Consider the following 15774-nt stretch of genomic DNA (forward strand, 5'->3'; position numbering starts at 1 on the left):
ATACCCCTGCTGTATTAATAGACTAATCATTAATTTTTAAGGAATGATATTGCCAATGAGAACGATTTGCAATGGCAATAAAGTATCAACCAGCGCGAAGCAATAAAAATGTCAGGAAAAAGAGGGGATCTGAGCGCGATCCCCTGTTAAAGACGGCAAGGTTAACGGCGGGTCAGACGGTTGAACACCAGCAGAGCAAGAAAATAGAGCGCGCCGAGAATGGCGACCAGCGTACCCGCCGCTATTTGGTTCGGATACAGCACCACCTGCCCCAGCCAGTCGGACCATAACATGGTGGTACCGCCAATCAGGCTGGCGAGCAGCAGCTGTGCTTTGGTCTGCTGGGCACCGAGCATGCGCGCCAGATGTGGCGCAATCAGACCGACAAATGACACCGGCCCCATGGTCGCCGTGACTACCGCGCACAACATGGCCACCAGCACCAGTAAACCGAGCGAAGTCAGCGAACTGCTCAGTCCACGTGCCTGGGCAAAAGAGCGGCTGATCGAGATCAGCGTCAGCGCGCGGCTGCTCATCAGGCTCAGTATCAGCATGGCTACCACCAGCGCAGCCAGCAACAACGCCTGCTCTGCGGTCACCCGGTAGGTTGACCCGGCCAGCCACTGCAGAATTTTGTAGCTGTCCTGATTGCCTTTGGCGAGACAGAACTGCACCAATGCCTGCAGCAATGCGGTCATGGCAATCCCGGTCAGAATCACGCTCGATGGCGCAAACTGGTGTTTACGCCCCAGCACAATCAGCACCAGCAATACCGCCATACTGCCGACCAGAGCCGTGCCCCATTGAGTAGATTGCAGCGACTGTCCGAGAAACAGGCTGGAGAAAACCAGTGCAAACGTGGCACCGGCCGACACGCCGAGAATATCCGGGCTGGCGAGCGGGTTGTAAATCAGGCGCTGCAGTATGCTACCGGCCAGCGCCAGACCAATACCGGTAAACAGCGCGGTCACCATGCGCGGCCAGCGCAGAGCCCACTGGAACTCGTTTGGCCAGGCCAGTGTCAGCCCACTCTGCTGTGGCTGATAACCGATATATAAGGCAGCGCCAAGCAGCATCAGCAGGGCAATCGAGACCGGCATAGGCCATGAAATACGCGGCCGTGAGCCAGGCAATGCCACCGCTATTCCGTCCTGCGCTTTGAGCTTACGACGGCTGAACCAGATCAGCGCCGGCGCGCCAATCGCTGCAGCGGTCACCCCGCTTGGCACCACCTGACCGGCCCAGACACTGAGCCATTGTGCCAGCACATCGGTCGCCAGCAGCAATAATGCGCCGCACACCAGGCTGGCCACCAGCTCGATGCGCGGCGTGCGTGCGCCCAGTGCACGAACAATGTTGGGGGTCAGCAGGCCGATAAAGCCAATCAAGCCGACCACGGTAATCGAGGCCGACACCAGCCAGATCCCGAGAGCCATCAACAGGAAGAAGGCCGGAATCACCGGCAACCCGCGCGCCTGAGCGCCCTGATGGCCAAGGCGCAATAGAGTCAGAATCCGTGGCGCAATCAGCAACAGTATCAGCAATGGAGTCAGGCGCGGCAGCAGCCATTCAATCTGCTCCCAGCCATTTTGCGCCAGGTCGCCGGCGCCCCACATAAACACATTCTGGGCGTAGTCCTGATGGAGCAGAATAATGGCACCGGCTATCGCCCCCAGCATGATATTGATCACCATACCGGCAATCACCAGCGGCAGGCCGGTCATATTATCCAGTCCGGCAATCAGCACAATCAGACCAAATGCCAGCAAAGCACCGGTCATGGCCGCCAACGCGCTGTAATCGGCAATCGCCTGCGGCCACCAGATGTTAAGGATGATCAGCGCCAGCCAGGCGCCGGATGAGGTGCCCATGGTCAGCGGTGAGGTCAGCGAGTTCTGAGTCAGTTGTTGCATCAGGCTACCGACCAGGCCGAGCACGGCTCCGACCAGCAAGGTAATCACCAGACGCGGCAACTGGGCATAGGCAAAATTGAAATCATCAAATGACTGCGCCAGCTGCGGGTCGCCGATTAAACGCCACTGCATCGTAAAGCCCAGCGTTTGATTGAACTGCAGGCTGGCCAGTGCGGCGGCCACCAGCAGCATGGTTACCGGAGTGAGGTGTCGCCAGCTCATGACTCCGGTTCCATTGCCAGCAGGCTGGCCGCAATCGCCTCAGCGGCATACTGCAGTGACATCGCACCGCCATAACTCCATACCGATTCAACCGAATTGACCCGGTGGGTACGCACAAACGGCAGCGCCTTCCACAACACCGATTTTTTCAGTTTTTGCTCTTCATTAAACGGCTTGATATACAACACATAACCTTGCTGAATTACCCGCAGATCGCTGATCGGCTTTTGCACTATGCCCCATTGTGCCGGCGGTTCGACCAGCGCCTGCTTCATACCGAGCTGATGCAGAACATAGTCAATCATCGAATCTTCGGTATAGATAAAGGTCGATTTGGTATCCGCAAAGCGCATCACCAGCGCCTGCGGCAACGAGCCGCCAAAATGTGCTTTGAGCTGTTCACTCAGCTCACTGAAACGTTGCTGCATCTGGGCCAGCTTGTGTTCCGCCAGCTCTTGCTTAGCAAACAGCTGCGCCAGCTGACGAAACTGTTTGATCGCCACTTCCGCCTGCTTGTCATCTTTACTGAAGTTGGTGTACAGCAGCACCGGGGCTATCTGCTCCAGACGTGGTTTGAGATCACGCTGCGCGTCGCTGATCAGAATAATGTCCGGCTTGAGCGCGGCAATTTTTTCCAGGTTCGGCTCGCCGCGCGTACCAACATTCTGCGCCGAGTCCGGAATCGCCGGCTTGACCACCCAGTCGCGATAAGCGTCAGCATCGGTGACCGCAATCGGAGTGATACCGAGTTCGATCACCTGCTCCAGCACATCCCAGTTCAGCACCGCCGCGCGCTGCGGCACGGCGGGCAAAGTATGTTCACCGAGAGAATCGCTGACCTGAATCTCAGCCCAGGCAGAGGACGACGCACTGACCAGCAGGCCCAGCACCCCAAGCATTTGCTTACATTTCGACATCAGGCACATACGATAGCGACCTTATTAGTAGTGGCCTGATCAGTATCACCCGGGTGATCAATCAGACGAATCGGAGTTTGGTACAGTTCAGACAGACGCTGCTCATCAGCCAGACCGGCAGCCGGGCCGTCAAAAGCGATACGCCCTTGTTTGAGAGCCACAATGTGGGTGGCATAGCGCAGCGCCAGATTGAGGTCGTGCAGAATCACGATAATACCGCAGCCCTGCTGCTGATTAAGCTCGGCCAGTAGAGCCATGAGCTGGTACTGGTGCTGCACATCGAGTGCCGAGGTCGGTTCATCGAGGATCAACACCGGCGACTCCTGCGCCAGCAGCATCGCCACCCAGGCACGCTGGCGCTCACCACCGGACAGTTCATCCACATAGCTGTCAGCAAAGGCAGCCACGCCGGTTTTTTCCATCGCCGCGGCTATCATGTCATTATCCTGCTGACGCCAGAATCCCAGCGCGCCACGCCAAGGAAAACGGCCCAGGCGCACCAGCTCGCGCACCGTCAGCCCGGCACTGGCCGGGAGTTTCTGCGGCAGAAAGGCGACTTTTTTAGCCAGCGTTTTACTGCCCAGCGAAGCCAGCGACACAGCGTCAAGCTGCACCGTGCCGCTGTCAGGAGCCTGCTGACCGGACAGCAAACTGACCAGGGTAGATTTACCGGAACCGTTGTGGCCCAGTACCACCGTCAGCTCATTGGTGGGGATGCATAACTGATCAATCGCAAGAATCGTGCGGCCGCCGCGTACCATCTCCACGCCAGATAGGGTGAACATTGGGTTACCTCCCGGCTCTCGCACACACCTAAAGGTTATTGAGAACCATTTTAATTATCATTACTATACCACTCCGCCATTTTACTGATTATTTACTCGATGAAAAGTCAGTAACCCCATTCAAATTGCAACTACTGCCGACAAGCAAGGTCAACCTCATGTTTCACTGGTTTGAAAATCTTACCGACGCGTTTCCGGATCACGATCCGCAGAAACCGCCCAAAACTCTGTTTGGCTTCTGCCGTTACTACACCCGCGGCTTTGAAAAACCGCTGTTCATCATGTCACTGCTTAGCGCCTGTGTGGCGATCGCTGAGGTGACGCTGGTGCGCTACATGGGCGAACTGGTTGATATGCTCAGCAACAGCTCGCGCGCCAATTTCTGGGCCGACAACGGCGACACCCTGCTGTCGATGGCCCTGCTGGTGGTAGTGGTGATGCCGATCCTGGCTTTCGTCCACTCCAACCTGCTCCATCAGGCCATCCTTGGCAATTATCCGATGTCGATTCGCTGGCTGGTGCACCGTTACCTGCTCAAGCAGAGTGTCGGTTTTTTCCAGCGAGATTTTGCCGGCCGGGTCGCGACCAAGGTGATGCAGAGCGCACAATCGGTACGCGAAGTGGTGATGAAACTGGTCGATCTGTCGGTGTATATTTCGGTCTATTTCGTCTCAATGCTGGTGATGATTGCCAGCGCCGACGACGTCTTGGTACTGCCAATCCTGGCCTGGCTTTGTCTGTACGTACTGATTCAGGTGCTGTTTATTCCTCGTCTGAAACGCATCTCCACCGAGCAGGCCAACGCCCAGTCTTCCATGACCGGTGGCATTGTTGATACCTACACCAACATCAGTACAGTGAAATTGTTCTCGCATTCCGAGCGGGAAACTGAATATGCCAAACAGGGCATGAAAGCGTATCTCGCCACTGTGTACCAGCAGATGCGCACCCTGACCAGCCTGCTGTACAGCGTAGACCTGATAAACTATCTGCTGCTGTTCTCCATGGCGGCACTGGCCATTCAGCTCTGGCTGGCCGAGAGTGTGACTGTGGGGGTGATTGCGATTGGTATCAGCATTGCGCTGCGTCTGCAGGGCATGTCGAAGTGGATCATGTGGGAAATCCGCGGCATGTTTGAAAGTATCGGCATGGTGATCGACAGCATGAACACCATCGCCAACGACATCGAAATCGAGGACAGCCATCAGGCCAAACCACTGACGGTTTCTCAGGGTGAGATTCGCTTCCGCCAGGTTGATTTTCGCTACAACGAGCAGGAAGCGGTATTTGCAGCGCTCGATCTGCACCTTAAACCGGGCGAAAAAGTCGGGATCGTTGGCCGCTCCGGCGCGGGCAAATCCACGCTGGTCAATCTGCTGCTGCGCTTTTATGAACTCAATGCGGGCAAAATTGAAATTGACGGTCAGGATATCAGTCAGGTCACCCAGCAGTCGCTGCGCCAGCAGATTGGCATGATCACGCAGGATACCTCGCTGCTGCACCGTTCGATTCGGGAAAACATCCTGTACGGCAATCCGCACGCCAATGAAGACGCGCTGATGCATGCCAGCCGCCAGGCCGAAGCGCACGATTTTATCGAACTGCTGAAAGATGAAAGCGGCCACAGCGGTTATGACGTGCAGGTGGGTGAACGCGGCGTGAAGCTGTCCGGCGGCCAGCGCCAGCGCATCGCGATTGCGCGCGTGCTGCTCAAGGACGCACCGATCCTGATCATGGATGAAGCCACTTCGGCCCTCGACTCAGAAGTCGAAGCAGCGATTCAGGATAATCTGGATCAACTGATGGACAACAAGACGGTGATTGCCATTGCCCACCGCCTGTCGACCATTGCCGCCATGGATCGCCTGATCGTGATGGATAAAGGCCGGATTATCGAACAGGGTTCGCATCAGCAATTGCTGGAGAAGAACGGCGTCTATGCCCAGCTGTGGGCGCACCAGACCGGTGGTTTTATCGGCGAAGTGTAAACTCATATCCGCACACTAAAACGCAAAAAGCCCCGCCAGGGGCTTTTTATCAGGCTGGCCGACGAATACCGGGAGCAATCATTGATTGAAAAACAAATCGTTGATTAAGAAATAACGCGTTCATTAAAAACCCATCGTTCAGATGCCGCGTTGCAGCAGCGTGGCGATAAAGGCCAACTCCTCATCCGCCAGCCCCTGACCCAGTGCTTCCAGCCACACACTTTCAATGTAGTGTTCCGCGCGCAGCATCAACTGACACCCTTCAAAATCAATCAGCCACGAATGCAGATCGGCATCACTCTGCTTTTCGATGATGCGCGCCGACAGTCCGGCCACCAGGCGCTCGCCCAGCGGCGGAAACGAGTCATAATCAAACCCCGGCGCGGCAACAATAATGCGCCCCTCTGCGGCAAGGTATTGCGTTAAGCCAAACTCAGCCATGATAAGTCAGATGCTCCTGAATTAAGTCCAAAAACGGGTCGGCGTATTTATCCAGTTTACGCTGCCCCACGCCGTTGACTGCCAGCATTTCTCCGTACGACGTCGGCAGAATTTCCGCCATATCAATCAGCGTTGCATCACTGAACACCACGTACGGTGGCAGGCCTTCTTCATCGGCGATTGATTTACGCAGCTTACGCAGTTTGGCAAACAGCGCCTTATCGTAATTCTTGCTCGACAGCTTATCCGCTTTAGCGGCACGTACCGCAGTGTCCAGACGCGGCACTGCCAGCTCAATTGACATATCGCCGCGCAGCAGCGGGCGTGCCTCTTCGGTCAGCTGCAGGGTCGAATTACGGGTAATATTCTGATGCAGCAGTCCTTTATGGATCAGCTGACGGAAAATACTCACCCAGTAATCGTGGCTGTGATCGCGACCCAGGCCGTAAGTCGACAGTTTATCGTGGCCCTGCTCGCGGATACGGATATTCTGCATCCCACGCAACACTTCAACCACATAGCCGATACCAAAGCTCTGGTTGACCCGGTACACACACGACAACGCTTTGCGCGCCTCTTCTGTGGCATCGAAATGCTTGGGCGGATCGAGGCACACATCGCAGTTGCCACATGGCTTGTCACGATATTCACCAAAATAGTTGAGCAGTACCTGACGGCGGCAGGTCTGCGCTTCGGCAAAACTACTCATGGCCGTCAGCTTGTGGGTTTCGACCTGTTTCTGCGCGCCGTCCGGCTTTTCATCCAGCATGCGGCGCAGCCAGGCAATATCAGCCGGGTCATACAACATCACCGCTTCCGCCGGCAGGCCATCGCGCCCGGCGCGGCCGGTTTCCTGATAGTAGGATTCGATGTTGCGCGGAATATCAAAGTGGACCACAAAGCGTACGTTGGGTTTGTTGATGCCCATACCGAACGCCACGGTGGCGACCACGATCTGGATGTCATCCTTCTGAAACGCATCCTGCACATAGGCGCGCTCGTCGACGTCCATCCCGGCATGATACCCGGCAGCGCGGATGTGGTTGTTGCACAGCTTCTCGGTCAGCATTTCAACTTTTTTGCGGCTGCCGCAATAGATAATGCCGCACTGACCTTTTTGCGTACCGAGATAACGGATCACCTGCGACACCGGCTTGTGCTTTTCCATCAGGGTGTAGCGAATGTTCGGCCGGTCGAAACTGCCCAGATAAATGTGCGGGTCAGTCAGATTAAGGCGGTGCAGAATATCACTGCGCGTCGCATCATCCGCGGTCGCGGTCAGAGCCATAAACGGCACGTGCGGGAACTGCTGTTTGAGCTGGCCGAGTGCGGCGTATTCCGGGCGGAAATCGTGTCCCCACTGGGAAATACAGTGCGCTTCATCGACCGCAATCATTGCCAGCGGCAGATTATGCAGCCGTTCGATAAAGTCCTGGGTCAGAACCCGCTCCGGCGAGACATACAGCAGTTTAATCTGCCCGGCATGTACCCGGTTATAAATAGAGATCAGCGCGTCGCGGGTCTGGGTCGAGTTGACACACTCCGCCGACACACCGTTGGCCTTGAGCTGGTCGACCTGGTCTTTCATCAGCGAAATCAGCGGTGAAATCACCACCGTCACCCCTTCCCGTGCCAGGGCCGGGATCTGGTAGCACAAGGATTTCCCCCCACCGGTCGGCATGATCACCAGTGAGTCGTTGCCGGATACTGCCGCGTCGATCACTTCCTGCTGGCCAACGCGGAAAGTCTGGTAGCCAAACACATCACGCAGGATTTGCTGCGGCTCGGGCAAGGCGTCGGATTGTTCTGCGATTAAAGTGGCGGTCATGCAGGCTCTCGATGATGAACAGATGAATTAGCAATAAAGATGACTGCCGGCGCTGAGCGAGGCAGTAAGCAGCCGGATATTGTAGTGACCTTTGGCGGTGAATTAAACCGCTATCGGCAAAGTAATTGCGTTGTGCCGCCAAGCTTGAGTGCACATCGACATGGTTTACACGGTATACTGGCGGGTAAATCGCCTCCTGTGTCGGGGCGGTGTCGCGCCGGACCGGGATGGCGCTCTTAAACGAGACATTAACAATGACATTTGAACAACAACAGGAAGTCCGCAAAGGCGTCTTCCTGGCGCTGGCTGCCTACATTATGTGGGGAATTGCGCCGATCTACTTTAAAACCGTGAGTTCGGTGGCGGCATTGGAAGTACTGAGTCACCGAGTGGTGTGGTCGTTCTTTCTGCTCGCCGCCCTGCTCCATTTCAGCAAGCAATGGCGCGGCGTGCTTAGTGTGCTGCGCACGCCGAAAAAAGTCGGCTTTCTGCTGGTCACCGCACTGCTGATCGGTGCCAACTGGCTGACCTTTATCTGGGCAATTAACGCCAACCACATGCTGGATGCCAGCCTGGGTTACTACATTAACCCGCTGATCAATATCGTGCTCGGCATGCTGTTTCTGGGTGAACGCCTGCGTAAACTGCAGTGGTTTGCCGTGCTGCTGGCGGTGATTGGGGTAGCGATTCAGCTGGTGGTGTTCGGCTCTCTGCCAATCGTGGCGTTCGTGCTGGCCATCACTTTTGCCGTGTACGGTTTGCTGCGCAAAAAAGTCGGCGTCGACGCGCTGAGCGGCCTGTTTATCGAAACCCTGCTGCTGGTGCCGGTGGCGCTGCTTTATCTGGCCTGGTTTGCCGATTCGCCGACCAGCTCTATGCTGCTCAACGACTGGCACATCAATGCGCTGCTCATCGCCGCCGGAGTGATCACCACCCTGCCGCTGCTCTGTTTCACTGGCGCGGCGACGCGACTCAAACTGTCGACGCTGGGCTTTTTCCAGTACATCGGCCCGAGCCTGATGTTTGTGCTGGCAGTGCTTATCTATGGCGAAGCGTTCAGTGCCGATAAAGCGATTACCTTCGCCTTTATCTGGAGCGCGCTGCTGATTTTCACCTGGGACGGTCTCGGCCAACGCCGCCGCCAGAACGCGATGGTGCGCAGCGCACAGCAGGCGGCACTCAAGTAAAACCGTGATCGTTTTTTACAAGACAATCTCATTCCGCCCCGTTAAGCTGGATGAGATTGTTGCTATTTTCACCGGTTCCACATGGATAAAGTTCGCTACCGCACCACCCCCGATTCAGCCATCAGCCTGATTGAAGGTGACTATCACGAGTTCGCCTTTCAACGTCATTATCATCTCGATTTTCATCTGGGCCTTATCACCCAGGGTCAGCAGCGCTTTGCCTATCAGGGCGCCCAGCATCAGGTCGGCCACGGCGAACTGGTGATCATGCCACCGGATGAACTGCACGACGGTCGTTCACTGGCTGAATCCGGTTATCAGGTGCGGGTGTTTGCGATTGAGCCGGATTGGTTTAACCAGCACCTTGAACTGGCCCGCCCGCAGCAGATGATGAGCTTTGACCGCCTGATTGTCAGCGACCCGCAGCTGTTCAGCCGCTTGTGTCATCTGCATCAGGCACTGGCACAGCCAAGCCTGAGCCAGTTAGCCAAAGACTGCCTGCCCTACGAAGGTTTTTCCGGGCTGGTGCAACGCTACGGCGCCAGCAAGGAGCGCGCCCCGGTAGCACTCGGCCGCCAGTCGCTGGCCACCCTGAAAGAGTACCTGCTGGCCCACCTGGATCAGGCCGTACGCCTGGAACAACTGGCCGCACTGTGCGACCTGACACCGACCCAGTTGCAGCGTCATTTTAAAGCCCGCACCGGCATGACGCCTTATGCCTGGCTGAGCCGGTTACGTCTGGAACAGGGCATGAAACTGATCAAAACCGGTATTTCCGGCACTGAGGTGGCGCAGCAGGTTGGTTTCTACGACCAGGCCCACTTTACCAAAGCGTTCAAGCACACTTTTGGTGTTTCCCCTTCCGCCGTCGGCCACTGTCAGTAATTTACAAGCCACATCCTCCGCCAACTGCCACAATAGCGCCCAGATCGCAGGAGATGTGTTGTTATGAATGAAGTCAGTATTCTTGTTACCCTTGCCACCGTGCACTTTATCGCCCTGATGAGCCCCGGCCCTGATGTCGCCCTGGTGGTACAAAATGCCAGCCGCTACGGCCGTCAGACTGGACTGTATATTGCCCTCGGCTTGTCGTTCGGCATTCTGCTGCATTCTTTGCTCAGCCTGACCGGAGTCAGTTATCTGGTCCACCAGCAGCCGCTGCTGTTTGCCCTGCTGCAACTGTGCGGCGGCAGCTATCTGCTCTATCTGGGCTATGGCGCGCTGCGCGCGACGCTGGCCAACTGGTCACTGGCTCCGGGCGAACTGAGCCAGAAGCCGGAGCTGCTGCTGCATAATAAGCGTCAGGCCTTTTCACGCGGCTTTATGACCAATATTCTCAACCCGAAAGCGCTGGTGTTCTTCGTCAGCCTGATGTCGACGCTGATCCCGGCCGGAATGTCACTCGGCGGCAAAGGCATCGCGCTGCTGATCTTGTGGGGGCTGGCGCTGGCCTGGTTTGCCGCGCTGGCCTGGATGCTGTCAACCCGGCATCTGCAGCAGAAACTGCAGGCCGCCGGCCGCTACATCGATCTGCTGTGCGGAGTGATATTTACCGCCATCGGCATGATGATCCTGTACCAGTCGCTCAGTGGTTTACTGAGCTAACACCACAGTAATCGCAATCTAAACCGCTAACAATACTGCATATTTTCCTTATCATGCTGGCAAAATAGCGCGCCGGCTGCCACTCTGAACAAGTGAATGGACACTCATCAGGGAGACAGGGATGCAGCACATCAGCAGCGCGGCCCGCGCACTGGCCTTATCCGGGCTATTATTTTCGTTTGGCGCGGTCGGTACCGAATCCGTCAACTCAGCTCAGGTGACCGACAGTGTCGCTCCGGAGCAGAGCAGCGGCTATCAGGAGAAGAACCTGATCAGCACCCAGCACTGGATGGTCACAGCCGCCAACCCGCTCGCCGCCGAAGCGGGGGCCAAAGTACTGCGCGACGGTGGTAATGCCATTGATGCCATGGTGGCGGTGCAACTGATGCTCGGCCTGGTCGAGCCGCAGTCCTCCGGTATCGGCGGCGGATCATTTCTGGTCTACTTTGATGCTGAAAATCAGGAGCTGACCACTTTTGACGGGCGGGAAACCGCCCCACTTGCCGCCACCCCAACCCTATTTCAGGACGCGAGCGGCCAGCCGCTAACATTCTATGATGCGGTGGTCGGCGGGCGTTCAGTCGGCACGCCCGGCACAGTCAAACTGCTGTGGGACACCCATCAGAAATATGGCCAACTGCAATGGGCGCGCCTGATTGAGCCGGTTATTGATCTCGCCCGGCAAGGATTTGAAGTCAGCCCGCGTCTCGCCACGCTGATAGCGGAAGATGCCGACCGGTTGAGCCGCTTTGCCGGCGCAGAAGCCTACTTCTTTGACGCCAAGGGCCAGCCACTGCAGGCGGGTCATATTCTCAAAAATCCGATGTATGCCGATACCCTGGAGCAGATTGCCAACCACGGCGCCAAAGCCTTCTATCAGGGTGAGATTGCCCGCGACATCATCCGCACTGTGCAGCAGGCACCCGGTAACCCGGGCGTACTGGCGCAGGCCGACTTTGATGCCTACCAAATCAAGCAGCGTGATCCGGTGTGCGCGCCTTACCAAAGCTATCAGGTATGCGGCATGGGACCACCCAGCTCCGGCGCACTGACGCTGGGCCAAATCCTCGCCATCAGTGAGAAATACGATCTCAAAGGCTGGGGGCCGGATAGTGCCCTGTCCTGGCAGGTGATTGGCGACGCTTCGCGCCTGGCCTTTGCCGACCGCGGCCTGTATATGGCGGATCAGGATTACGTACCGATGCCAAGCGAAGGCCTGCTGGACAAAGCCTATCTGGGCCGGCGCGCCAAACTGATCACGCCGGGCAAAGCGCTGAGTGAGGTCAAACCTGGCAATCCACACTGGCAGCATGCCATGCTGCTCAGCGCCGATCAGTCGCTTGAGCTGCCTTCGACCAGTCACTTCAATATCGTTGACCGCGATGGCAACGTGGTCTCGATGACAACCTCGATAGAGAATGTGTTCGGCTCGCGCCTGTTTGTACGCGGTTTTCTGCTCAACAACGAGCTGACCGACTTTTCTTTTGCGACCCACAACAACGGCCGCCCGATCGCCAATCGTCTCGAACCGGGTAAACGGCCACGCTCTTCCATGACTCCGACGATCGTCATGCAGGGTGACAAACCCTATCTGGCCATTGGCTCGCCCGGCGGCAGCCGCATCATCGGCTATGTGGCCCAGGCACTGATCGCCCACCTGCAGTGGGGCATGGACATTCAGTCGGCGATCAACCAGCCGCATGTGCTGAGCCGCTTTGCTGACACCGATCTGGAGCAAGGTACGGCCGCGGAAAAGCTGGCCCCGGAGCTGGAAAAACTCGGCGTCAAAGTGACCATACGCGATCTTAATTCGGGGCTGCACGCTATTCGTATCAGCGATCAAGGGCTGCAGGGCGCCGCGGATCCGCGCCGCGAAGGGGTGGCAATCGGTCAGTAACCACCACAGCACACCGCCTCGTGCTGGCCGATCAGCCCGCCGGCCTGTAAGAGATCTCTCACAAGCCGGTAGGTAAATTTCGCTTTTTATTAGGAAAAATGGGTAGAAATCAAACCTAAGTCATTGATTAAAATAGAACGCCTGTCATAAAGATGAAATAATTATTCAAGAAATCGATTTCACTACGTTGCTGAAAAGCGTGCAATCAGTAATATGAACGGTGTCGGAAGGATGCTGACACGGAATAGGGAATCACTAGGGATTGGTGATCTTCAGGATGAAGATGCGGTTGTTCAGGATGAATGATCGGCAAGGATAGCAAGCAGGACATTGAACGGACTCAATCGTTACCAGGATGGCGACGACAAAGGAAAGACAATGGACTCCTCTGGACGAGGAAAGGACTTAACATCAGGATGATGTCAGGGACACCGCTCAGGGAACAAGTGATGTGAGCTAACGTGGATGGTTAGCAGATCAGGATGATCAAGGACACCGCTAGGATGGCGATGAACGGATTGCGCTGAAGGATACAGCACACTTATCAGGGAAAAGATGCAGGGAGCACCTTTTAGTAGCCGGATTGCTGCGAGTAAGACTATAACCCCGAAGGGCTTTGGCCCCTCGGGGTTTTTCTTTTTCCGCGCCAGGTACGCAGATCACGAGCGGCGCAGGCCAGCCCTTCCGCATCCAGACCAGACGACAGCGCATAAAAAAACCGGCCATCAGACCGGTTCTATTTACAGCAGTGTATGCGCGCTGAACAAAAAAAAGCGCTACACTAACGCGGTTAAAGCTTTTCCAGTTTGGCATACGCCGTCACCAGCCACTTAATGCCTTCGCCGTTGAATGCCACCTGGACCCGGCTCTGCGCGCCGCTACCTTCAAAGTTAATAATGGTGCCTTCGCCGAATTTCGGATGCATCACCCGCGACCCCAGGGTGAAGCCGGTTTCATTAAAGCTCTCTTTCACTACAGTCTGGCTGAAACGGCCACTGCTGGCCGGGCGGCTGACCTGAGCTTTCATGCGCACTTCATCCAGGCAGGTTTCCGGCAGCTCACGAATAAAGCGTGATGGCTTGTGGTACTTATCCTGGCCATACAGACGACGCATCTCGGCATAGGTGATATACAGTTTCTTCATCGCCCGGGTCATGCCGACGTAACATAAACGGCGCTCTTCTTCGAGACGCCCGGCTTCCTCGGCTGACATCTGGCTCGGGAACATACCCTCTTCTACCCCGACCATAAACACCAGCGGGAATTCCAGCCCTTTGGCACTGTGCAGCGTCATCAGTTGCACCGCATCATCAAACTCATCCGCCTGACCTTCGCCGGCTTCCAGCGCAGCATGGGTCAGAAACGCGGTCAGCATGGTCATTTCATCGGCTTCTTCCGGCTTTTCAAACTGGCGGGTCGCAGTCACCAGCTCTTCCAAGTTCTCAATCCGTGCTTTGGATTTTTCGCCTTTTTCCTGCTGGTACATTTCAAACAGGCCGGAGGTTTTGATCACATGGTCGGTCTGTTCGTGCAACGGCATCTCCGCACTGTCATCTTCCAGCGCGTTAATCAGCTCAACAAAGCGGCTCAATGCCGAAGCGGCACGGCCAGCCAGCACTTTTTCATCCAGTAGAGCGACGCTGGCCTGCCATAGGGTGCAACCGCGGTCACGCGCAGCAAAACGTATCGTATCCAGGGTTTTGTCGCCCAGGCCACGGGTTGGTGTATTAACCACCCGCTCAAACGCGGTGTCATCAAAACGGTTATTCATCAAGCGCAGATAGCTGAGCGCATCTTTGATTTCCTGCCGCTCGAAGAAGCGCATACCGCCATAAATACGGTACGCCAGGCCAGCCTGAATCAGCGCCTCTTCCAGCACCCGTGACTGGGCGTTGTTCCGGTATAAAATAGCGCAATCATTAAGGATATCGCCTTTGTCGTGCCACTCTTTAATTTTACCGACCACAAAGCGCGCTTCGTCCAGCTCGTTGTAAGCCGAATAGACCGATATCGGATCACCCACCTGGCCTTCGGTCCACAGCTCTTTACCCATCCGCTCGGTGTTATTGGCGATCAGGGTGTTGGACGCTTCCAGGATGGTTTTGGTCGAGCGGTAGTTCTGCTCAAGGCGAATGGTGTTCACGCTCGGGAATTCGAGGGTAAACTTCTCGATGTTCTCTACTTTGGCGCCGCGCCAGCCGTAAATCGACTGGTCATCGTCACCAACGATCATCACATGGGCGTCCGGGCCGGCCATCATGCGCAGCCAGGCGTACTGAATGTTGTTAGTATCCTGGAATTCGTCGACCAGAATATGTTTAAAGCGCGCCTGATAATGTTCGCGAATATGCTTGTTATCGCGCAGCAGTTCGAGCGTACGCAGCAGGATTTCGGCAAAATCAACCAGACCGGCGCGATCACACGCTTCCTGATAAGCCGAGTAAATCTGCAGGTAAGTCTGGGTAACCGGATCGCGGTACGCATCGATGTGCACCGGGCGCAGCCCTTCGTCTTTCTTGCCGTTGATCCACCACGAAACCTGGCGTGCCGGCCACTGTTTGTCATCCAGATTCTGCGCTTTGATCAGACGTTTCAGCAGACGCTGCTGATCGTCACCATCGATGATCTGAAAATCTTCCGGCAGCTTAGCATCAAGATAATGAGCGCGCAGAATGCGATGACAAATGCCGTGGAAAGTGCCGTTCCACATCCCCGAGGCGCTGCCCATCATCAGCTCTTCAATCCGGCCGCGCATTTCCGCTGCGGCTTTGTTGGTGAAGGTCACCGACATGATCGAAAACGGCGACGCCTGCTCGACCGACATCAGCCAGGCGATGCGATGCACCAGCACCCGGGTTTTGCCACTGCCTGCCCCCGCCAGTACCAACAGGTTTTCAAGCGGTGCTGCGACCGCTTCGCGTTGTTTGTCGTTCAAACCGTCAATTAAGAGAGAGGGATCTATCATGGCTAAGCTACTGGTTATTTATACAT

The 15774-nt window shown here is 56.2% G+C and carries 11 protein-coding genes; 5 read left to right on the forward strand and 6 right to left on the reverse strand.

Annotation, left to right across the window (positions count from 1 at the left end):
• Window positions 1-161 precede the first annotated feature (161 nt).
• The 3 genes from fhuB to E6C74_RS16900 are packed head-to-tail and all read right to left on the reverse strand — an operon-like array spanning window position 162 to window position 3837.
• Window positions 162-2135 carry a Fe(3+)-hydroxamate ABC transporter permease FhuB gene (gene fhuB, locus E6C74_RS16890; protein ID WP_136487223.1) on the reverse strand — a complete coding sequence of 658 codons (1974 nt, stop codon included), beginning with the start codon at window positions 2133-2135 and terminating at the stop codon, window positions 162-164.
• On the reverse strand, window positions 2132-3034 hold the full coding sequence (locus tag E6C74_RS16895) for an iron-siderophore ABC transporter substrate-binding protein (protein ID WP_240798211.1): 903 nt from the start codon (window positions 3032-3034) through the stop codon (window positions 2132-2134). Before E6C74_RS16895 ends, fhuB begins: the two co-directional genes overlap by 4 nt.
• Before the next feature lie 17 nt (window positions 3035-3051).
• The gene (locus tag E6C74_RS16900; RefSeq protein ID WP_136487225.1) at window positions 3052-3837 is read right to left on the reverse strand and encodes an ABC transporter ATP-binding protein; all 786 of its coding nucleotides are present in this window, start codon (window positions 3835-3837) and stop codon (window positions 3052-3054) included.
• Window positions 3838-3995: 158 nt separating this feature from the next.
• Between E6C74_RS16900 and E6C74_RS16905 the strand changes: the two genes are divergently transcribed.
• A complete protein-coding gene (locus tag E6C74_RS16905) occupies window positions 3996-5825 on the forward strand; it encodes an ABC transporter ATP-binding protein (RefSeq protein WP_136487226.1) in 1830 nt (609 codons plus the stop codon).
• Window positions 5826-5963: 138 nt separating this feature from the next.
• Here the strand turns inward: E6C74_RS16905 and E6C74_RS16910 are convergent, their stop codons facing one another.
• Window positions 5964-6266, reverse strand: coding sequence for a DUF3630 family protein (locus E6C74_RS16910; RefSeq protein ID WP_136487227.1), 303 nt, complete (start codon window positions 6264-6266; stop codon window positions 5964-5966).
• Complete coding sequence (gene recQ / locus E6C74_RS16915) at window positions 6259-8094, reverse strand: ATP-dependent DNA helicase RecQ (RefSeq protein WP_136487228.1); 1836 nt, start codon at window positions 8092-8094, stop codon at window positions 6259-6261. Before recQ ends, E6C74_RS16910 begins: the two co-directional genes overlap by 8 nt.
• Window positions 8095-8348: 254 nt before the next feature.
• Between recQ and rarD the strand changes: the two genes are divergently transcribed.
• From rarD to ggt, 4 genes are all read left to right on the forward strand, one after another.
• The gene (rarD, locus tag E6C74_RS16920; protein ID WP_136487229.1) at window positions 8349-9281 is read left to right on the forward strand and encodes an EamA family transporter RarD; all 933 of its coding nucleotides are present in this window, start codon (window positions 8349-8351) and stop codon (window positions 9279-9281) included.
• 81 nt (window positions 9282-9362) lie between these two features.
• On the forward strand, window positions 9363-10166 hold the full coding sequence (locus E6C74_RS16925; RefSeq protein ID WP_136487230.1) for an AraC family transcriptional regulator: 804 nt from the start codon (window positions 9363-9365) through the stop codon (window positions 10164-10166).
• A gap of 63 nt (window positions 10167-10229) precedes the next feature.
• Window positions 10230-10886: a LysE family translocator gene (locus tag E6C74_RS16930; protein ID WP_136487231.1), complete on the forward strand. Its 657-nt coding sequence runs from the start codon at window positions 10230-10232 to the stop codon at window positions 10884-10886.
• A gap of 121 nt (window positions 10887-11007) precedes the next feature.
• Complete coding sequence (ggt, locus tag E6C74_RS16935; protein WP_136487232.1) at window positions 11008-12783, forward strand: gamma-glutamyltransferase; 1776 nt, start codon at window positions 11008-11010, stop codon at window positions 12781-12783.
• A 790-nt stretch (window positions 12784-13573) separates the two neighbouring features.
• Here the strand turns inward: ggt and uvrD are convergent.
• Complete coding sequence (gene uvrD / locus E6C74_RS16945) at window positions 13574-15748, reverse strand: DNA helicase II (protein WP_136487234.1); 2175 nt, start codon at window positions 15746-15748, stop codon at window positions 13574-13576.
• Window positions 15749-15774 lie beyond the last annotated feature (26 nt).

Origin of the sequence: Vibrio sp. H11 (genome assembly GCF_004804295.1) — a bacterium.
GTDB classification, from domain to species: Bacteria; Pseudomonadota; Gammaproteobacteria; order Enterobacterales; family Vibrionaceae; genus Vibrio; species Vibrio ostreae.